At 61.9% G+C, this 18,521-nt stretch carries 17 protein-coding genes and 1 tRNA gene; 1 reads left to right on the forward strand and 17 read right to left on the reverse strand.

Going from position 1 to position 18,521, the window contains the following annotated elements; translation table 11 throughout:
• Positions 1–4 precede the first annotated feature (4 nt).
• The 4 genes from DKK67_RS11165 to trmJ all read right to left on the reverse strand — a co-directional run bounded on the left by DKK67_RS11165 (position 5) and on the right by trmJ (position 3,434).
• Entirely contained in the window at positions 5–1,174 is a 1,170-nt protein-coding gene (locus tag DKK67_RS11165; RefSeq protein ID WP_111496411.1) for an IscS subfamily cysteine desulfurase, read from the reverse strand.
• 57 nt (positions 1,175–1,231) lie between these two features.
• Positions 1,232–1,717: a Fe-S cluster assembly transcriptional regulator IscR gene (iscR, locus tag DKK67_RS11170; protein ID WP_111496412.1), complete on the reverse strand. Its 486-nt coding sequence runs from the start codon at positions 1,715–1,717 to the stop codon at positions 1,232–1,234.
• A gap of 127 nt (positions 1,718–1,844) precedes the next feature.
• Complete coding sequence (gene cysE, locus DKK67_RS11175; protein WP_111496413.1) at positions 1,845–2,618, reverse strand: serine O-acetyltransferase; 774 nt, start codon at positions 2,616–2,618, stop codon at positions 1,845–1,847.
• 3 nt (positions 2,619–2,621) lie between these two features.
• Positions 2,622–3,434, reverse strand: coding sequence for a tRNA (cytosine(32)/uridine(32)-2'-O)-methyltransferase TrmJ (gene trmJ / locus DKK67_RS11180; RefSeq protein WP_111496414.1), 813 nt, complete (start codon positions 3,432–3,434; stop codon positions 2,622–2,624).
• Between the two features lie 177 nt (positions 3,435–3,611).
• Here trmJ and DKK67_RS11185 point away from each other — a divergent pair, with 177 nt between their 5' ends.
• Positions 3,612–4,412, forward strand: a complete 801-nt coding sequence (locus tag DKK67_RS11185; protein ID WP_111496415.1) for an inositol monophosphatase family protein — start codon at positions 3,612–3,614, stop codon at positions 4,410–4,412.
• An 85-nt stretch (positions 4,413–4,497) separates the two neighbouring features.
• Here DKK67_RS11185 and secF read toward each other — a convergent pair whose 3' ends face one another.
• The 13 genes from secF to DKK67_RS11250 all read right to left on the reverse strand — a co-directional run bounded on the left by secF (position 4,498) and on the right by DKK67_RS11250 (position 18,472).
• Positions 4,498–5,451, reverse strand: a complete 954-nt coding sequence (secF, locus tag DKK67_RS11190; RefSeq protein ID WP_111496416.1) for a protein translocase subunit SecF — start codon at positions 5,449–5,451, stop codon at positions 4,498–4,500.
• Positions 5,444–7,321 (reverse strand): protein translocase subunit SecD, encoded by a 1,878-nt coding sequence (gene secD / locus DKK67_RS11195; protein WP_111496417.1) that lies wholly within the window; start codon positions 7,319–7,321, stop codon positions 5,444–5,446. The genes secF and secD overlap by 8 nt, the downstream gene beginning before the upstream one ends.
• A 151-nt stretch (positions 7,322–7,472) precedes the next feature.
• The gene (yajC, locus tag DKK67_RS11200) at positions 7,473–7,841 is read right to left on the reverse strand and encodes a preprotein translocase subunit YajC (protein WP_111496418.1); all 369 of its coding nucleotides are present in this window, start codon (positions 7,839–7,841) and stop codon (positions 7,473–7,475) included.
• Between the two features lie 50 nt (positions 7,842–7,891).
• Positions 7,892–9,022, reverse strand: coding sequence for a tRNA guanosine(34) transglycosylase Tgt (gene tgt, locus DKK67_RS11205; RefSeq protein ID WP_111496419.1), 1,131 nt, complete (start codon positions 9,020–9,022; stop codon positions 7,892–7,894).
• A gap of 14 nt (positions 9,023–9,036) precedes the next feature.
• Complete coding sequence (queA, locus tag DKK67_RS11210) at positions 9,037–10,110, reverse strand: tRNA preQ1(34) S-adenosylmethionine ribosyltransferase-isomerase QueA (protein WP_111496420.1); 1,074 nt, start codon at positions 10,108–10,110, stop codon at positions 9,037–9,039.
• 99 nt (positions 10,111–10,209) lie between these two features.
• Positions 10,210–10,296, reverse strand: a tRNA-Leu gene (locus DKK67_RS11215).
• A gap of 99 nt (positions 10,297–10,395) precedes the next feature.
• Positions 10,396–11,943 carry a flagellar hook-associated protein FlgL gene (flgL, locus tag DKK67_RS11220; protein ID WP_111496421.1) on the reverse strand — a complete coding sequence of 516 codons (1,548 nt, stop codon included), beginning with the start codon at positions 11,941–11,943 and terminating at the stop codon, positions 10,396–10,398.
• An 11-nt stretch (positions 11,944–11,954) separates the two neighbouring features.
• Positions 11,955–13,988, reverse strand: a complete 2,034-nt coding sequence (gene flgK / locus DKK67_RS11225) for a flagellar hook-associated protein FlgK (protein WP_111496422.1) — start codon at positions 13,986–13,988, stop codon at positions 11,955–11,957.
• Between the two features lie 5 nt (positions 13,989–13,993).
• A complete protein-coding gene (gene flgJ, locus DKK67_RS11230) occupies positions 13,994–15,040 on the reverse strand; it encodes a flagellar assembly peptidoglycan hydrolase FlgJ (protein WP_111496423.1) in 1,047 nt (348 codons plus the stop codon).
• 8 nt (positions 15,041–15,048) lie between these two features.
• The gene (locus DKK67_RS11235; RefSeq protein ID WP_111496424.1) at positions 15,049–16,146 is read right to left on the reverse strand and encodes a flagellar basal body P-ring protein FlgI; all 1,098 of its coding nucleotides are present in this window, start codon (positions 16,144–16,146) and stop codon (positions 15,049–15,051) included.
• On the reverse strand, positions 16,143–16,817 hold the full coding sequence (gene flgH / locus DKK67_RS11240) for a flagellar basal body L-ring protein FlgH (RefSeq protein WP_111496425.1): 675 nt from the start codon (positions 16,815–16,817) through the stop codon (positions 16,143–16,145). The genes DKK67_RS11235 and flgH overlap by 4 nt, the downstream gene beginning before the upstream one ends.
• 32 nt (positions 16,818–16,849) lie before the next feature.
• Complete coding sequence (flgG, locus tag DKK67_RS11245) at positions 16,850–17,638, reverse strand: flagellar basal-body rod protein FlgG (protein WP_111496426.1); 789 nt, start codon at positions 17,636–17,638, stop codon at positions 16,850–16,852.
• 81 nt (positions 17,639–17,719) lie between these two features.
• Positions 17,720–18,472 carry a flagellar basal body rod protein FlgF gene (locus DKK67_RS11250; protein ID WP_111496427.1) on the reverse strand — a complete coding sequence of 251 codons (753 nt, stop codon included), beginning with the start codon at positions 18,470–18,472 and terminating at the stop codon, positions 17,720–17,722.
• Positions 18,473–18,521 lie beyond the last annotated feature (49 nt).

Genomic DNA, 18,521 nt, shown 5'->3' on the forward strand with positions numbered 1-18,521 from the left:
CTGCCTACCTGACTCCGGAGCGCGAGCGCTGCAGGCCCCGCAGACGCTCCAGCACTGTCGCAATATCTGACACGGCAAAGGCAATGTCCTCTTCAGTGCTGAAACGGCCGAATGAAAAGCGTAGCGCACTGTGCGCAAGCTCGTCGCTGACGCCCAGAGCACGCAGCACGTAGGACGGCTCCAGGGATGCCGATGCGCAGGCGGAACCGGACGACACCGCCAGATCTCGCAACCCAAGCATCAGGGATTCGCCATCAACACCCTCAAAACTCAGATTGACAATGCCCGGCACACAGAGTTCCTGATCGCCGTTGAAATGCACACCCTCCAGCGCCAGCACTCCGACCAGGAACCGCTCCCGCAGCGCTGTCAGGCGCTCCCGCTCAGTGTTGAGCTCGTCATCGGCGAGCCGGAAGGCTTCCCCCATACCGACGATCTGGTGCGTCGCCAGGGTGCCGGAACGCATGCCCCGCTCATGGCCACCACCGTGGATCTGTGCCTCAACACGCACAGCGGGATCGCGACGGACGTACAGCGCGCCAATGCCTTTCGGGCCGTACACTTTGTGGCCGGACAAGGACATCAGGTCCAGCTTGACCTGCGACAGGTCAACCGGGAGCTTGCCCGCCGCCTGGGCCGCATCAACGTGAAACAGGACGCCACGCTTTCGCAGACGCTCACCAATCGCCGCCACATCGGTCATCACGCCGATCTCGTTGTTCACCCACATCAGACTGACCAGACAGGTGTCCTCTTCCAGCGCGTCATCAACCTGGTCCGGCGTAATGTGTCCGGCGGCATCCGGCTGCAGGTAGGTAACGCGCATCCCTTGGGATTCGAGCCAGGCGCAGGTGTCCAACACCGCTTTGTGCTCAATCGCGGATGTCACGATGTGGGCACCCGGGAAGCGGGCGGCAACGCCTTTCAGGGCCAGGTTATCGGCCTCGGTGGCGCCGGATGTCCAGACGATCTCGCGGGGATCACAACCAATCAGATCGGCCACCTGCCGCCGGGCACCTTCGACGGCGGCCTCTGCCTGCCAGCCGTAGCCATGGGAACGGGATGCCGGATTACCGAAAACCCCGTCGAGGGTCAGGTGTTCGGCCATGTGCTCGGCCACGCGCGGGTCAACCGGAGTCGTAGCCGCATAATCGAGGTAAACTGGTTTCTTCATAGCACTCTGGAACTGAATGAATCGGTGCCCCTGACTCCGGGGCCGGGACAGGTTGAATCAGGCGGGATCGTTCTGGACCAGGCGCCGGGTATTGATGGCTTCCGCCTGACGCCGGTTCTGGCGATGGGCCACCACCTGGATTTCCCGCTTACGCATGAGATCGGCGAGGCTGATCTCACTGAGAAACGTATGAATCTGGTCACTCAGGTCCGACCAGAGATGGTGAGTCAGGCATTTTTCACCATTCTGACAGTCGCCCTTGTTGTGGCAGCGGGTCGTGTCCAGGGACTCGTTGACCGCATCAACCACGTCGGCGATGAACACAGCATCGTGGGGACGTCCAAGCTGATAGCCCCCGCCCGGACCACGCACGCTGACCACGAGCTTTTGACGGCGGAGCTTGGCAAACAACTGCTCAAGATAGGACAGGGATATATCCTGGCGCTGTGAAATATCCGCCAGCGACACAGGCCCGTCCTCGGCGTGGAGCGCCAGGTCGAGCATCGCCGTCACGGCGTAGCGGCCCTTCGTCGTCAGTCGCATGGATCACAGCCTCGAGAGATCGAACCAGTGGGTCTGTCGACTTGAGAGTATGAATTGACCGACTAAATCAGTCAAGTATTGCCCTCTCGCCCAAAAATCCAGGCAACGCCGACAGTTACCACCCCTGTCAGGACGATTCCTTATCGTCCCTTACGCAGTCGAAATCTTCCTCGTCGAGCGGCGGCAAAGCACCGTTACGGTACTCATGATCCACCCGCTGCAGCGCCTTGCACATGGTTTCGATACGCTCGTCCACCACGTGCATATGATCCAGCAGACTGCGCACGGCACGCGCCACGGGGTCGGGCATTTCCTCGGTGACACCGTAGGCGTCGAACCCCATTCGCTGCTCCATATCGCGGCGCTTGCTGGATTCGGCGTCCTTGTCACGCTTGACGATCACCCGGCCAGGAATACCCACCACGGTGGCATCCGCCGGTACCGCCTTGGTGACCACGGAATTGGACCCCACTTTGGCCCGGTCACCCACCTCGAACGGCCCCAGGATTTTGGCCCCCGCGCCGATCACCACACCATCGCCCAGCGTCGGGTGCCGCTTCCCCTTATTCCAGCTGGTTCCTCCCAGGGTAACGCCCTGGTAAAGCGTCACGTCGTCACCAATAACGGTGGTTTCGCCGATCACGACGCCCATACCGTGGTCGATAAAGAAACGGCGACCGATCACCGCGCCCGGATGGATTTCAATCCCCGTCAGCCAGCGTGCCACGGTGGAAATGGTGCGCGCCAGCCACTTGAAGTCACGGCACCAGAGACTGTGAGCCAGGCGGTAAAACAGGAGGGCGTGCAGCCCCGGGTAATTGGTCAGTACCTCAAACGTGTTCCGCGCGGCGGGATCACGATGAAACACACTGCCGATATCTTCGCGCAAACGCTCAAACATAGCTCAGTCCTGCTCCTGCTCCGCTTCGGGACGGCTCTGGCCGCCCCCTGCACTCTTCTGCACGGCAGAGAGGATGCCGCGCAGAATATTGATCTCCATCTGATCCAGATGCGCCCGCTGGAACAGCCGTCGCAGCCGGGTCATCAACTGGCGCGGATTTTCCCGCCGATGGAAATCCACGTCCACGAGCACCTGCTCCAGGTGCCCGAAGAATCCCTCCACGTCCTGTACCGAGGCCAACGGGATATCCCAGCCCTCGTCGCCGGGCCGCAGCATCGGCTTGAGCAGCGCCTGCCCGTCGCCGGCTTCCAGCGCGCGAAGCTGATGCATCCGGACCTCGTAACAAATCACCTGCACCGCCATGGCCAGGTTCAGGGAGCTGTAATCCGGATTGGACGGTATGTGGATATGGTAGTGGCAACGCTGCAATTCTTCATTGCTCAGGCCATGATTCTCACGTCCGAACACCAGGGCCACATCCCCCTGCCCCGCCTGCTCGGCCGCCCGGGCGGCGCTTTCCGACGGCGGGATCACCGGCCAGGGCACCTTGCGTCCGCGGGCGCTGGTCCCCATCACCAGCACACAATCCTCAATGGCCTGCTCCATGGTATCGACGACCACAGCCCGATCGAGGATATCGGATGCACCGGACGACCGGGCATAGGAAGCCTCGTCAGGAAAAGACGCCGGGTTCACCAGATACAGATTGGACAGCCCCATGTTCTTCATGGCCCGAGCCACCGCGCCGATATTGCCGGAGTGCGAGGTTTCAATCAGGACGATGCGGATGTGTGCTTGGGGGTCTGTCTGGGTCATGCGACTGTCTCGGGTCTTACCGTTGGCTTAAGGGCGCAATATGATAGCAGAAAGTCGCGGCAGTTGAGCTGCCCACCGGGGTAATTCCCTATGAGCACCCCGTCAAAAAACGTACAAGCGCAGTCAGTGATTTGCTATCATACGCGCCCTTTGAACAGCCAGTTGACAGAGAGCTCCATGCAACCAGCGATTAAAATGGCTCTGCGCATTGCGCGCCAGGGCTCCGAGTACCTCAAGGCCCACTTTGAACGCCAGGATCCTGCAGCCATCGACGACGGCGCCCGCCAGCAGCTGGCCCGCGCAGAAGCTTCTGTTTATGCCAATTTCGCCGAGCAGCTGCAGAAAGCCTACAAGGATCACTACATTGCTCCGGCCGGCGACATCGAGGCCGGCGACGAGGCACTGAGCTGGCACGTTTTCCCGCTGATCGGAAGCGAGAATTTCCTGCGTGGCATCCCCGAGTTTGCGCTGGCCCTGGTCCAGAAGAAAGCCAACCGGGCCGAGCACATGCTGCTGGTCAATCCGATCACGGGTGAGGAATACTCAGCCAGCCGTGGTCACGGCGCCGCTCTCAACAGCCGCCGCATCCGCATGAACGGCGCTCAGGGCATGCGCCGCGCCATCCTGGCGACCAACGTCCTCGACTTTACTCGCGAGACCGACGATCCGCTGATCTGGGGCGAGCTCATCAGCACCCTGGCCCGCGAATCTTCACAGACCCGCACCTGTGGCTGCGGCGTTCTGGATATCGCCCGCGCCAGTGCCGGCCACCTGGACGGCGTCGTCCTGTTCCGCCCCACCGCGGTAGAACAGTCCCTCGCACTGCTGCTGACCCACGAGTCTGGCGGCCTGTCCGGCGACTTTTCGGGCAACCCGGCCGGCGGGGACACCAGTCGTCAGCTGGCGATCGCCAACCCGAAACTGTTCAAGGAGCTGCTGAAAACGCTGCACCCGTTCCGCGGCCGACTGCCACGCTGATCCTGCGCTTTCATCAGACAAAAAAAGGCCGCAATCGCGGCCTTTTTTTGTGCCCGGGAACCGGGCTGGAACAGCATCACCGGATTTACATCCGGTTCAGCCATTCGGGCGGTTCCTCGTCTTCCTGCTGATCGGCGGCGCCTTCCTTGGGCGGCACAACCAGATCTTCCCGGGTAACGCCCAGCAGCACCAACAGGTTCGCTGAGACGTAGATGGAGGAGTAGGTACCCACGACAATGCCGATGATCAACGCAACGGCAAAGTTATGGATCGCCTCACCACCAAGGAAGTACAGGGAGAGCAGGACGACCAGCGTCGTACCCGAGGTGTTGAGGGTCCGGCTCAGGGTCTCGGTGATCGAGTGGTTGACCACGTCTTCGGTACCACCGGTGCGCAGCTTGCGGAAATTCTCCCGGATACGGTCCGCCACGATGATCGTATCGTTCAGCGAGTAACCGATGACGGCCAGCAACGCGGCCAGCACGCTCAGATCGAACGTCCACTGAAACAGCGAGAAAATACCCAGCACGATCAGGACATCGTGTGCCAGCGGCAGAACCGAGGCAATTCCGAATTTGAGCTGAAAACGCATACCCACGTAGATCAGCACCACGAACAGGGCCAGCAGCAGCCCCAGGCCGCTGTCTTCCTTCAGCTCGTCACCCACCTGGGAACCGACGAACTCCGCCCGCACCAACTCAAGCTGATCGCCATCGGCACGCAGCGCATTGATCATGTTCGCGGAGAGTTCGTCGTCCAGATCCTGGCGCAGACGCACCAGCACCGACTTTTCGTCGCCGAAATTCTGGACAACGAACTCGGTGTAGCCGGCGTCATCCAGCGTCTGGCGCACCTCGTCCAGCGACGGCGCCTCCTCGTAGGCGAACTCCACCGAGGTCCCGCCGGTGAAGTCCAGACCCAGATTGAGTCCGTTCACCGCGAGAATGACAATCGAGAGGATCACCGCGGCCAGGGAGCCGAACGACGCGATGCGCCGCACTCCCATGAAGTTGATGGTTTTATCCGTCAGATTAGCCATTGGCAAGCTTCCCCCCGATCGCAAGCTTCTCGATCTTGCGACCGCCATAAATCAGATTGATGATGCTGCGGCTGACCAGCAGGCCGGTGAACATGGAGGTCAGGATGCCGATGCACAGGGTCACCGCGAAGCCTTTGACCGGCCCGGAACCCATGGCGAACAGGATGACCGCCACCAGCAATGTAGTGATGTTGGCGTCAAAGATGGAGACGAACGCCCGGGAGAAACCAGCGTTGATGGCGCTCTGGGGTGGCGCGCCCTGCCTCAGCTCTTCCTTTATTCGCTCGAATATCAGGACGTTGGCATCCACCGCCATACCTACTGTCAGTACGATACCGGCGATACCGGGCAGCGTCAGCGTGGCCGACAGGATCGACATGCAGGCCACCAGCAGCATCAGGTTGACGGTCAGGGCCACATTGGCCACCAGACCGAAGAACCGGTAGTACAACAGCATGTAAAGCAGGACGATGGCGAAACCGACGGTCACTGACATGACGCCTGCATCGATGTTCTTCTGCCCCAGGCTCGGACCAATGGTCCGCTCCTGCACGAAGTACATCGGCGCAGCCAGGGAACCGGCCCGCAGCAGCAGCGCCAGCTCGCCCGCTTCAGCCACGGAATCGAGACCGGTGATGCGGAACGAGCTGCCGAGGGTGGACTGGATGGTCGCCAGGCTGATGATGCTGCGATCCACCTTGCGCTCTTCCACCTGCTGGATCTCGCCGTCGACGCGCTTGCCCACCGTCTCGGTCTTGTACTCGATGAACAGCACCGCCATGCGCCGCTTGATGGCGTCGCGGGTGGCACGGGTCATCCGGTCACCGCCGGTGCCGTCCATCGTGATATTGACCTGCGGCTGGCCATTCTGGTCGAAAGCCTGCTGGGCGTTAGCGACGTTTTCGCCGGTGACAATGATTTCGCGCTCAAGACGAGCGGTACGGTTCGGCTCATCCCGGAACGGATACACTTCGGCTGTCCCGGACGAGGCGTCCTGACGAGCTTCCAGCCGGAACTCGAGGTTGGCCGTGGCACCCAGTACCCGCTTGGCCTGTGCCGTGTCCTGCACGCCCGGCAGCTCCACCACGATGCGGTCACGCCCCTGGCGCTGGACCAGTGGTTCAGCAACACCCAGCTCGTTGACCCGATTGCGGATCGTCGTGAGGTTCTGCTGTAGCGCGTAGTCCTCGATTTCGGTCACGGTCGCTTCCGACAGCTGCAGTGTCAGCAGCCTCTGGTCGTCGTCGCCGGACTCGCGATTCAGCAGGAACTCGTTGTACTGGCCGCGAATCAGGTCGAACGCCTCATCGCGGGCCGCATCGTCCCGGAACGACAGTTCAATGGTATTGCCGTCACCCACATCACCGCCGCGGTAGCGAATGCGCTCCTCGCGCAGCTGACGCTTGATCTCACTGGCATAGACTTCCAGGCGTTTCTGCAGGGCGCTGTCCATATCGACTTCCAGCAGGAAGTGGACACCGCCGCGCAGGTCCAGCCCCAGCTTCATTGGCCCGGCGCCAATGTTGCGCAGCCATTCCGGCGTGGTTGGGGCCATATTGAGCGCCGCCAGGTAATCCTGGCCCACGGCCTCCTGGATGACCGGGCGGGCACTCAGCTGGGCATCGGAGCTTTGCACGCGAATCAGCGCGTTGGGTGGGTTGAGCACCGCATCTTTGACCTGGACGCCGGCTTCGCCCAGCGCATCAACAGCCTCGTCCAGGGTCGCCTGATCGACCTGGGTGCTGCTTCGTGCACCGGTGATTTGAATCGCATAGTCATCGGGATAGAGGTTGGGCAGCGCGTAGATGAAACCAATCACCACCGCGACCAGAATCACGATATTTTTCCAGAGCGGGAATTTATTGAGCATGGAATGCCTTGTTCTGCTGGTCAGAACCAGCCCTGTACCGTCTTGAATACCTGACGCCGGCCAGGTTGGCCGGCGCCGTCTACAGATCCGCGCCAGGACGGCCGGACCTGATATGAGAAGGGGCACTCATCTCGTGCCCCTTCCGGAAGGATCAGATATCTTTCAGCGTGCCTTTGGGCAGCGCAGTCGCAACTGCGACCTTCTGGACCTTGACTTCGACGTTGTCCGCCACTTCGATCACGATGAAATCGTCAGTGACCTTGGTAATGCGGCCGGCCATACCGCCGGAGGTCACCACTTCGTCGCCCTTGTCCAGGCCGGCCATCAGCGCCTTGTGCTCCTTGGCACGCTTGGACTGGGGGCGCCAGATCAGGAGGTAGAAAATCAGGATGAAGCCGGCAAAGAAGATCACCTGACCGATGACGCCCATGCCACCCTGACCTGCCGCCGGCTGCTGAGCCATGGCGACCGCAGGCGATGCGGCCAGGCAGACAGTAAGCGCGTTACGCAAAGCTTTCATTCGAGTACTCCGTTTTTGATTTGAATCTTGTCTCCGCAAGGCGGTGCGCGTCAGCCTTCGGATTCACCAGCCAGGGCCGGCACAGGCTGCCCCCGACGCGCGTAGAACTGCTCGATAAAGTCCGACAATGTACCTGCTTCAATGGCCCCACGCAATCCAGCCATGAGGTTCTGGTAATAGCGCAGGTTGTGGATCGTATTGAGCTGCGATCCCAGCATCTCTCCACACCGATCCAGGTGGTGCAGATAACCGCGCGAGAAGTGCTGACAGGTGTAGCAGTCGCACTCGGAATCGAGCGGACCGGTATCGGTCCGATGCCGCGCGTTACGTATCTTGATCACGCCTTCGCTGGTGAACAGATGGCCGTTGCGGGCATTGCGCGTCGGCATGACGCAATCGAACATGTCGACACCACGACGCACCGCCTCGACGATGTCTTCCGGCTTGCCCACGCCCATCAGGTAACGCGGTTTGTCTTCGGGCATCTTTGGCGGCAGGTGATCGAGGATCTTCATCATTTCCTCTTTGGGCTCGCCCACCGACAGCCCACCGATGGCGTAGCCATCGAACCCGATATTGACCAGGCCTTCCAGGGATTGTTCCCGTAGCCCTTCATACATGCCGCCCTGGACGATGCCGAACAGTGCCGACGGGCTGTCGCCATGGGCATCACGACTGCGCTGGGCCCAGCGCAGGGACATCTCCATGGACGCCTTGGCCTGCTTTTCAGTGGCCGGATACGGGGTGCACTCGTCGAAGATCATCACGATATCGGAGCCCAGATCGCGCTGCACCTGCATCGAGATTTCCGGCGTCAGCTCCACCGGCGAGCCATCCACGGGCGAGCGGAACTTCACACCCTGCTCGGTGATCTTGCGCATTTCGCCCAGGCTGAACACCTGGAATCCGCCGGAGTCGGTCAGTATCGGGCCCTGCCATTGGGTGAAGTCGTGCAGGTCGCCGTGTTGCTTGATGATCTCCGTGCCGGGACGGAGCATCAGATGGAAGGTGTTGCCCAGAATAATCTGCGCGCCGATCCCTTCGATATCCCGCGGCAGCATGCCCTTGACCGTGCCGTAGGTGCCCACCGGCATGAAGGCGGGGGTCTGGACCTCGCCCCGTGGAAAGCTGAGGGTGCCCCGCCGCGCCCGACCGTCGCTGGCCAGGGTCTTGAAGGACATGAAGCACTCTTCTCTCATTGATCTGACTCCTGATGGGCCTGCTCCGCCTGCGCCGACGGCTGCTGGCCGGTCACAAACATGGCATCACCATAACTGAAGAAACGGTAGCGCTCGTCAACCGCCTGACGATAGGCGGACATCACCGACTCGTACCCGGCGAAGGCACTGACCAGCATAATGAGGGTGGATTCCGGCAGGTGGAAGTTGGTAATCAGCGCATCGACGCACTGAAACCGGTAGCCGGGGTAGATAAAGATATCGGTATCACTCTGGAACGCCCGGAGCTCGCCGTTGCGGGAGGCCGACTCCAGGGAACGCACCGAAGTGGTCCCCACGGCCACCACTCGCCCGCCTCGCTGGCGGGTGCGCCGGATGGCATCGACCGTGGCCTGCGGCACATCCACCACTTCGCTGTGCATGTGATGTTCTTCCACCGAATCGACGCGCACCGGCTGGAAGGTGCCCGCGCCCACGTGCAGGGTCACGAACGCCTGCTCAACCCCCTGCTCGGCCAACGCCGCCAGCATCGACTCGTCGAAATGCAGTCCCGCCGTGGGCGCCGCTACCGCGCCCGCTTCCCGGGCATAGACGGTCTGGTAGCGCTCGCGATCGGCTTCTTCGTCGGGACGATCGACATACGGTGGCAACGGCATATGCCCCACCGCTTCCAGCAGGGCCAGGACCGACTCGGCACCGCTATCAAGCTCAAGCTGGAACAGGGCGTCCTGCCGGCCGACGACACGGAACGCACCACCCTCGTCCACCAGGATCCGCTGGCCTGCCTTGGGCGATTTCGACGAGCGGATATGGGCCAGCAACTGTGTTTCGTCCAGCACCCGCTCCACCAGGATTTCCAGCTTGCCGCCGGTTTCCTTGTGGCCGAACAGTCGGGCGGGAATCACGCGGGTGTCGTTGAAGACCAGCAAATCGCCGGGTTTCAGCAGGCTCTGGATATCCCGGAACTGGCGATGGGTCACCGCGCCCGTGGAGCCATTGAGGTGCAACAGTCGGCTGGCGGTACGCTCCTCAAGGGGATAGCGCGCGATCAGTTCGTCCGGAAGGTCAAAATGGAAATCGGAGACTTTCATCGAGGCTCAACCTGGTCTGGCAAGGGGACTCACCAACGGCTGGCATTCAGGTCCCGGCGGGTGCGTACAGTGACACACAGCTACAGAAAAACAGGAATTTGGTGCCGGGGGTGGGACTCGAACCCACACGCAGTTGCCTGCACGAGATTTTGAATCTCGCGTGTCTACCAGTTTCACCACCCCGGCGTCTGGAGAGTGTGGCGATTATACTGAGCGGAATGCCCGGGTCAACCGGATAACACGGGTTTCCACACGAAATCCGGTTCTTGACCCCGTCCGCTCCGGTTACAGACGATCGAACAGCGACAACTGGGACACCTGCGCGAACGATTGCTGGGCCGCCTGCAGCACGAAACTCTGGAAACTCAGGCGACTGATCGCCTCAGCGTAGTCCACGTCGCGCAGCTCGGAAGTGATCTGCTCATTGTAGACGGAGGAATCGGTCAGGAACTCGCTGGTGCTCTCCACGGCATTGAGACGCCCGCCGATCTGGGTCTGGGTCGTGAGGACGCTTTCCTGGGCGTTGTCCAGATTCTCCAGGGAGTCGGCGATCAGGTCGTTGAACGCCTGCTGACCGCTGGGAAACGTGGCGGCGTCAGCACTGTCCGGCTGCACCACGCTGCCGTTGATGTCGATGTCCTGGAACTTGGCGCCGCTGATCTCCAGGTCACCGCCCCAGCCGCCGGCGTCGATCTCCAGGTCACCCTGGGTCGACTCCAGGCTGATCGACCCCGGCAGATCGTCGGTGTTCACGCTCACCCCCTCCAGGGCCGGGTCGGTGCTGCTGTTGATCGCGTCGGCCACGGACTGCAGGTCGTCCGTATTGTCGAAGCTGAAGGTCACCCCGTTGATGCTCACCGAATCACCGCCCGCCTGGGCGGAAAAGTCGGAGATGGTCGCGGTCGCCGGCGTCTTGGCCTGGTTCTCGAGGCCGTAGATCAGCTTCTCGACCGTGGAAAACATTGACTGGCGGTCGGATGTCTTGACGAAGAACTTGTCCCCGTCGGAAGCCCCCGTAATCTCGAACTGCATCCCGGCCACCTGGATGCTGTCACCGCTGGTGTACGTGTTGTCCGCCGGCGTCAGATCGGCCCCGGTGGAACGGTTGGTCACCGTGTAAGTGCCGGCGGTGGCATCTACCTCAACCACCAGATCATCCGGGTAAACGGAATTGAACACCTCCTGATCCAGCATCATCCCGGTACTGATGGTGGCCGGGGGATTGGTGCTGTTGGCACTACTGGCTTCAGTGAAAAACGTCGGGTTGTTGCTGGCCACGTCAGAGAAGATGCCCTTGCCGTGGTCGCTGATCGCCACTTTGACGCCCACATCGATTTCCAGCTCCCGCTGCCCCTCGTCGCCCTGGTACACCCAGCTTCCCGAGACGTTCTGCTGGTAGGCCTGGGTATTGCCCTTGAAGCCGCTGAAGATGTACTCGCCGGACGCATCCCGGGTGTTGGCCAGGGACGCCAGCTGGTCCAGCCGTTCGCGCAGCTCCGAGGCGATGGAATCGCGGTCCTCCGCCGACAGGGTGCCGTTCCCCGCCTGCACGGTCAGCTCGCGCACCCGCTGGATGACGTCGGTGACGTCTCCCAGCGTGCTCTCCTCCTGCTGCAGACGGTTGGTGGCCAGGTCGATGCCGCGCTGGAACTGGTCGATCTGGGCCGATTGCTGGTCCAGTTTCAGCAGTCGCGCCGCAGCCACCGGGTCGTCGGACGGGTTGATGACCCGCTTGCCGGTGGACACCTGCTGCTGAGTCTTCTGCAACTGGGTGTTGAGGTCCTGCAGCCGGTTAACGCCACCGCTGAAAATCTGCTGTGATGAAATACGCATGGTCAGACGCCTTAGTTAAAGGTACCCAACAGGGTGTCGAACAGGTCCTGCGCCACGCTCATGACCTGCGCCGACGCGTTGTAGGCGGCCTGGTACTGGATGAGACGGCCGGCTTCCTCGTCCAGGTTCACCCCGGAGGTGGACTCCCACTGGTTGGTGGACTGCTCCAGCAGTGCCTGCCCCGCTTCCATATCGAGCTGGCTCTGACGAGTGGTCACACCCACCGTTTCCACCAGCCCGCCATAAGCCTCGGTGAAGCTCTGGTTACCGCCGTTCATGGTGTTGGTCGTACCCATGCCGCCAAGGATCGCGGCATTGCGGTTATCGGAAACCCCATCGGTGTTGTAACCAATGGTGAAGACATCATTCGCTTCCGGGTTGCCGCTGATCTCGAACTGAAAGCCTCGATAGTTCGGATCCGACGGGTCCTCGGAGAACAGCTTGTTGGACACGCCCGGCTGATAGGTGCCGGTCACCGGAGGCGTCAGCGCCTGCGGGTTGGTCGGGTCGGTCGCGTCCAGGATTTCGTAGCTGGTATCCGAGGTGAACCGGACCATCAACGGCGGAGACAGCTCCCCGCGCTGACTGAACTCGTCCAGCGGCACGTTGGTGAGCGGATTGGTGGTGCTCAGCATGGTGCCCTGGGAAATCTGGGCATCGCCGGTGTTGCCTTCATCCGACTCGGCGGAAACGGGCGTGGCAAACGCCAGGTCCTCTTCCCGATTAATCTCCATCCCGATATTCGCCGCGGCATTGCGGGTCGGTCGCACCAGGAAGCTGTCGCCATCGCTGAAAGAACCGGCTTCGATGTGTACATTGAAACCCGGCATCTCGATTTCCGCCGGCAGCGGATCCGGCAGTTGCCCCTGGCGCACGATCTCGCCGGTCTCGGCGTCCACCAACTGGAAGTTCTCGCCGTTGGTGCCGCTGAATTCCAGATTGTAGGATTTGGCCGCCAGCTCGCTGGTGTCGGTAATCTCGACGGAAACCACACCGTCCTGCGGCGGCGCGTTGTTATCGCTGGCCGACACTCTGTCCAGTTGCGCCGCCCGGGTATTGACGTCGCTGAAGAAGAGTCCGCCCAGGTCGCCTTCCAGATCCATACCAACACTGTGCTGCTGGTTGATCTGGTCCGAGACCGCCAGGGCCACACGGCCCAGTTGGTCAAACGCGGGCTCCAGCACCTTGTTCTGGAAGGTCCGCAGACCACCGATGGTGCCGCCGATCATCTGGTCGGTAACATCGGCAACGCGATTGCCGGTGGTCAGCTTGAACGCCAGCTTGTTGGGGTCGTCCGGTGAGGTTTCGGTGGACAGGCTGGCGGCCTCGTTACCGACCACCAGCGCCTGACCACTGCTCAGGGCAACGTTGACCTGGTAGCCATCGACCTCGGTGACTTTCACCTGCAGCAACTCGGACAATTCGCGGATTTTCTCGTCGCGCTTGTCCAGCAGATCATTGGGCAGGTTGCCCTGGGCAATGCCCGGGCTCTCCGAAATCGATTCGTTCAGATCCGCGATGGTGCTGAGCAGGCTGTTCACATCCGACGCCGCCGCTGACATCTGGCCAGTCACTGACTCCCGCTGCTGAACCATCTCTCCGTGCAGGGACTGGAAACGGTTGACCAGGTTTTCCGCCTCGCTCAGTACCGCCTGGCGCTGGGGCAACGCCGCCGGGTCTTCGGCGGCACTCTGCAGACTGGAGAAGAAGTTGTTCAGGGCATCATTGAGGCCGGTACTTTCCCCACCCAGCAGGTTGTCCAGGCGGGTGAGCTCCGTGTTGAGCGTGTCCTGCTCGTTGAATAGGGAGGTGTCCGAGCGCAGCTGGTTGACCACGAACTGATCTGAAATCCGGCGAATTTCGCTGATACTGACGCCCGAGCCGATGCTGCCGGCACCGGTGTTGATGCCGCTCTGGCTCTCGAATACCACCTGCTGGCGGCTGTAGCCGTCGGTGTTGGCGTTGGTGATGTTGTTGCCGGTCGTATTCAGCGCGGACTGGTGCCCCAGAATCCCCGAGAGACCGATGTTGATCAGGCCAGCCATGACAGTTACTCCTCACCGCCCTGTTTCAGGGACAGGGACTGCCCCGTGACTCCCTCGAACGAGTCACTGTTGAGAATGCGGCGGATCTTGGCCCCGTAGGCCGGATCGGTCGCGTAACCGGCCTGCTGCAGGCCGTCGGCAAAGGCTTCCGGATCGTCCGCCACCGACAGCACGTCGCGGTATCGAGGATTACGCTCCAGGAAGCCAACATAGTCCTCGAAGCTGGACTGGTAGTCCGGATACGACCGGAAAGCCGCCCGCTCCTTCAACGGGATTCCATCGCGGAACTCGGTGGTCAGTATGTCCACGGAGTCGCCCTGCCAGCGGCTGTCCGCCTTGATGCCAAACAGGTTGAAGCTGGCTTCTCCCTCGCTCCCCCGAATCATGTGCTTGCCCCAGCCGGTTTCCAGTGCGGCCTGGGCCACCATGACCCTGGGATCGATACCCGAGTCCCCCGCCACGGACTCCGCCATCGGCAGCAGCGTCTGCACGAAGTGCTCCGGCGACTCGAAGCGCTCGGGCATGAGTGCCGTTGTCTCGGCTGCCGAGTCAGAGTCGGCCGTCACGGCAACCGGGGCTTCCGGTTCCGCGCTGCTGCTCGCCTGGTTCGCAGCGATCGCCTTGACCTCATCCACTTCCTTCGGCAAACGCGGAGACAGCGGCGGCAGACTGCGCTGGTAATCGGCGATGCTGGCCCGGTGGCTGGCGCTTTTGTCGCCGTCGCCTTCCAGACCGGGGATCTGTTTCGACAGCTGCCGCACCAGGGTCTCCGCCAGCCCGAAACCACTGTTCTGGCTCATGCTCAGGGTCAGCTGGCTGTCGAACATCTGCTGGTAGAACTTGCTCTGGCTGCTGTTCAGGTAGTTGCCCTCGGCGTAGACGTCGTTCACCTTGCGCATGGACTTGAGCATCTGCGACAGGAACAGGCTCTCGAACTGCTTGGCCACCTGCCCCAGCGCCGCTTTCTTGTCCTTGTGCGCCTCCGTTTTCAGGGCGTTGAGGCCGCTGAAATCGGTGTAATACTGAGCGCTGTCGAGACGGGCATCCTGCATCACGGCACCTAGATCACGATCAACTCGGCACGCAGCGCGCCGGCTTGCTTGAGGGCTTCCAGCACCGCCATCACATCACCCGGCGCGGCACCCACCTGGTTCACTGCCTCGACGATCTCGTTGAGCGTTACCGCCGGACCGAACTTGAACATGCGCGCCGGCTCCTGGGTGGTGGTGATGGTGCTGTTCTGGGTGACCACCGTGTCACCGCCGGACAGGGGACCAGGCTGGCTGACGTTGGGGTTCTCCTCGATGGTCACCGTCAGGTTGCCGTGAGTGATCGCGGCCGGGCTGACGTGGACGTTCTGGCCGACCACGATGGTGCCGGTGCGGCTGTTGATGACCACCTTGGCCGCCGCCTCGGCGGGATTGACCTCCAGGTTTTCCAGCACCGACAGGAAACTGACCCGCTGGGACGGATCCCGCGGCGCCTTGACCCGGATTGACGAGGCATCCTGGGCGTAGGCCATGTCCGGGCCCAGCGTGTTGTTGATCACGTCCACCACACGGCGGGCGGTGGTGAAATCCGGCTGTAGCAGGTCGAACGTGATGGTATCGCCGCGACTGAACGGCGAGGTTACTTCGCGTTCAACGCTGGCCCCGTTGGGAATCCGGCCCACGCTGGGCACGTTGACGGAAATCCGCGAGCCGTCGTTGCCGGAGGCGCCAAAGCCACCCACCACCAGGCTACCCTGCGCCAGGGCATAGACTTGGCCGTCGGCACCTTTCAGCGGCGTCATCAGCAGGCTGCCACCGCGCAGGCTTTCAGCGTTACCGATGGACGACACGGTGATGTCGATTTCGTTGCCGCGCTTGGAGAACGGCGGCAACGTCGCGTGCACGGTGACCGCCGCCACATTTTCCAGCTTGGGGTTGACGTCGGCCGGCACAGTGATGCCGAACTGGTTCATCAGGTTGCGGAACGTCTGGTTGGTGAACGGCGCCGAATCGCCGGTACCATCCAGCCCCACCACCAGGCCGTAGCCCACCAGCTGGTTCGAGCGCACGCCCTGGATCCGGGCCATGTCTTTCAGGCGATCCGCCAGCAGCGGCTCGGCCACGACGGCCAGCACCAAACCGGCGATCAGCGTTCTAAGCAAACTCATAGCGGGAACCACTCGCTGTTAAAGAAGCGCGACAGCCAGCCCTGGCGTGTGGCATCGTCAAAGTCACCGGTGCCGCCGTAGGCGATGCGGGCATCAGCGATGCGATTGGAAGACACCACATTATTCGGCGAAATATCCTGCGGGCGTACCAGCCCGGTCAGGCGGATGTACTCGTCACCGTTGGTCAGCGACAGCCACTTCTCCCCGCGAATACGCAGGATGCCGTTGGGATAAACCTCGGTGACGGTTACCGTGATGCTGCCGGCCAGGCTGTTGCTCTGGTCCGCCTCGGCTTCCCCCTCGAAATCCCGTTCCAGGTTGGGGTTGGTGCCCAGGTTCAGATTATTCAGTCCCAGGATGCTGCCGTCGTTGAAATTGACCTCATTGTCCTTGGTGATGCTGCTTTCCGCGTTTTTGGAGGCCTGGGTCTGTTCTTCCAGGCTGACCATCAGAATGTCGCCCACGTTCAACGCCACGGTATCGCCGTAGAAGTTGAAGTTACGCGAGGTCTGGTAGATGGCGCCTGACGACGGATCGCGCTGCATCAGGGCCTGGGCCTTGACCGGTGCATACGCCGGATCATCCGGAACCGCACGCGGACGACTGACCGCCTGACAGCCTTGCAGGACGATCAGCGACACGATCAGGAAAGGAGTCAGTCTGGTTCGCATGGTCTCATTCCTCCTCTGAACCGCCGTCAGCCCTAGCCGACGTTCTGGTTCAGGAACTGGAGCATCTGGTCGGTGGTGGAGACCACCTTGGAGTTCATCTCGTAGGCGCGCTGGGTGGTGATCATGTTCACCAGTTCCTCGACCACCTCGACGTTGGACGCCTCGGTCATGCCCTGCTCGATCTGGCCCAGGCCATCCAGCCCCGGCTCGCCTTCCTGGGGATCACCGCTGGCAGCGGTTTCACGGAACAGGTTGTTGCCGATCGCCTGCAGACCCTGCGGGTTGACGAAGTCCACCAGCGTGATATCGCCCAGCTCCACCGGGTTGGCCTGGTCGTCCACGACCGCCGAGACGGTACCGTCCGTGCCGATGGTGATGCTGGTGGTGTTCTCGGGCACGTTGATGTTGGGCTCCAGCGGGTAGCCGTTGGCGTTCACGATGTCGCCCTCGGAGTTGAGCTGGAACTGGCCGTCCCGGGTGTAGGAGATGCTGCCGTCCGGCATCAGGACCTGGAAGAAACCGCGGCCATCCACGGCCATGTCGAGCGGCTGCTCGGTCACCTGCAGGTTGCCCTGGGTGAACTGTTTTGCGGTCCCCACCACGCGTACACCGGTACCCAGCTGCAGACCCGACGGCAGTTCCGAGTTCTCGGCGCTCATGCCGCCCGGCTGCCGGTTGATCTGGTACAGCAGGTCCTGGAACACCGCCCGGTCGCGTTTGAAGCCGGTGGTGTTCACGTTCGCCAGGTTGTTCGAGATGGTGGACATGTTGGTGTCCTGCGCACTCAAACCGGTTTTACTGACCCAAAGTGCTGGATGCATGCTCTATCTCCTGCATGGTGCCGGTGGCGACAGCGGCGAGACATTGCCGCTTTTATCCGCCGTTACCGGCCACTCAGACTGTTATCCAAGGTTTTGCAACAGCCGTGCCGTCGCTTCGGAATTGCTTTGCGCGGTGCGCATGACCTTCACCTGCATTTCGTACTGGCGCGCCAGCTCCATATTGGCAATCATCTCCTCCACCGCGTTGACGTTGGAGGACTCCAGGAAGCCGGATTGCAGGCGCACGGCACCGTCGGCTGCGAAAGGTCCTGCCGCCTCGCCGGGTTTGCTGCGCATGAAGCCGTCGGTCCCTTTCATCAGACTGTCCGCCGGCGGATTGACCAGCTTGAGGCGATCCAACTGCACCAGCTGATCCGGCGGTCCACCCGCTGGAACAATCGATACCGTGCCGTCCTGACCGATCTGCAATTTATCGTAGGGAGGCAGAGCCACCGGCCCGCCGTTGCCCAGCACCGGTTCGCCGGTGGCCGTACGCAGGATGCCGTTGACGTCCACGCTGAGGCTGCCGGACCGGGTCAGGACTTCTTCACCGGTATCCGCCTGGACCGCCAGCCAACCGTCGCCGGAAATGGCAACGTCAAGATCCCGTCCCGTTTCCATCAGCGCGCCGGAAGACAGATCGGTTCCCGGGCGCTCCGTCATGGCGTAGGCACGCGTCGGATAATGCTCACCGAACACCGGCATACTGCGGGCCTGGGCAAAATCCCGTTTGAAACCAGTGGTATTGACGTTGGCCAGGTTGTTGGCGTGGGCCTGTTGCCCCAGCATGCTTTGCTTGGCGCCGGACATCCCGATGTAGATGGCCTTGTCCATGAGGAAAACTCCTGCCGGATTTTTGACTCGATAACAGAGTCATTGCAGA

The sequence above is a fragment of the Marinobacter bohaiensis genome, assembly GCF_003258515.1.
Lineage (GTDB): Bacteria > Pseudomonadota > Gammaproteobacteria > Pseudomonadales > Oleiphilaceae > Marinobacter_A > Marinobacter_A bohaiensis.

Excerpts from the sequence above, each read along its gene's own strand:
- trmJ (WP_111496414.1), bottom strand. The coding sequence starts at position 3,434 with ATGACCCAGACAGACCCCCAAGCACACATCCGCATCGTCCTGATTGAA.
- secF (WP_111496416.1), bottom strand. The coding sequence starts at position 5,451 with ATGGCTAATCTGACGGATAAAACCATCAACTTCATGGGAGTGCGGCGC.
- flgH (WP_111496425.1), bottom strand. The coding sequence starts at position 16,817 with ATGCGAACCAGACTGACTCCTTTCCTGATCGTGTCGCTGATCGTCCTG.
- yajC (WP_111496418.1), bottom strand. The coding sequence starts at position 7,841 with ATGAAAGCTTTGCGTAACGCGCTTACTGTCTGCCTGGCCGCATCGCCT.
- flgG (WP_111496426.1), bottom strand. The coding sequence starts at position 17,638 with ATGCATCCAGCACTTTGGGTCAGTAAAACCGGTTTGAGTGCGCAGGAC.
- flgJ (WP_111496423.1), bottom strand. The coding sequence starts at position 15,040 with ATGCAGGATGCCCGTCTCGACAGCGCTCAGTATTACACCGATTTCAGC.
- flgL (WP_111496421.1), bottom strand. The coding sequence starts at position 11,943 with ATGCGTATTTCATCACAGCAGATTTTCAGCGGTGGCGTTAACCGGCTG.
- tgt (WP_111496419.1), bottom strand. The coding sequence starts at position 9,022 with ATGTCCTTCAAGACCCTGGCCAGCGACGGTCGGGCGCGGCGGGGCACC.
- DKK67_RS11165 (WP_111496411.1), bottom strand. The coding sequence starts at position 1,174 with ATGAAGAAACCAGTTTACCTCGATTATGCGGCTACGACTCCGGTTGAC.
- iscR (WP_111496412.1), bottom strand. The coding sequence starts at position 1,717 with ATGCGACTGACGACGAAGGGCCGCTACGCCGTGACGGCGATGCTCGAC.
- secD (WP_111496417.1), bottom strand. The coding sequence starts at position 7,321 with ATGCTCAATAAATTCCCGCTCTGGAAAAATATCGTGATTCTGGTCGCG.
- cysE (WP_111496413.1), bottom strand. The coding sequence starts at position 2,618 with ATGTTTGAGCGTTTGCGCGAAGATATCGGCAGTGTGTTTCATCGTGAT.
- DKK67_RS11250 (WP_111496427.1), bottom strand. The coding sequence starts at position 18,472 with ATGGACAAGGCCATCTACATCGGGATGTCCGGCGCCAAGCAAAGCATG.
- flgK (WP_111496422.1), bottom strand. The coding sequence starts at position 13,988 with ATGGCTGGCCTGATCAACATCGGTCTCTCGGGGATTCTGGGGCACCAG.
- DKK67_RS11235 (WP_111496424.1), bottom strand. The coding sequence starts at position 16,146 with ATGAGTTTGCTTAGAACGCTGATCGCCGGTTTGGTGCTGGCCGTCGTG.
- queA (WP_111496420.1), bottom strand. The coding sequence starts at position 10,110 with ATGAAAGTCTCCGATTTCCATTTTGACCTTCCGGACGAACTGATCGCG.
- DKK67_RS11185 (WP_111496415.1), top strand. The coding sequence starts at position 3,612 with ATGCAACCAGCGATTAAAATGGCTCTGCGCATTGCGCGCCAGGGCTCC.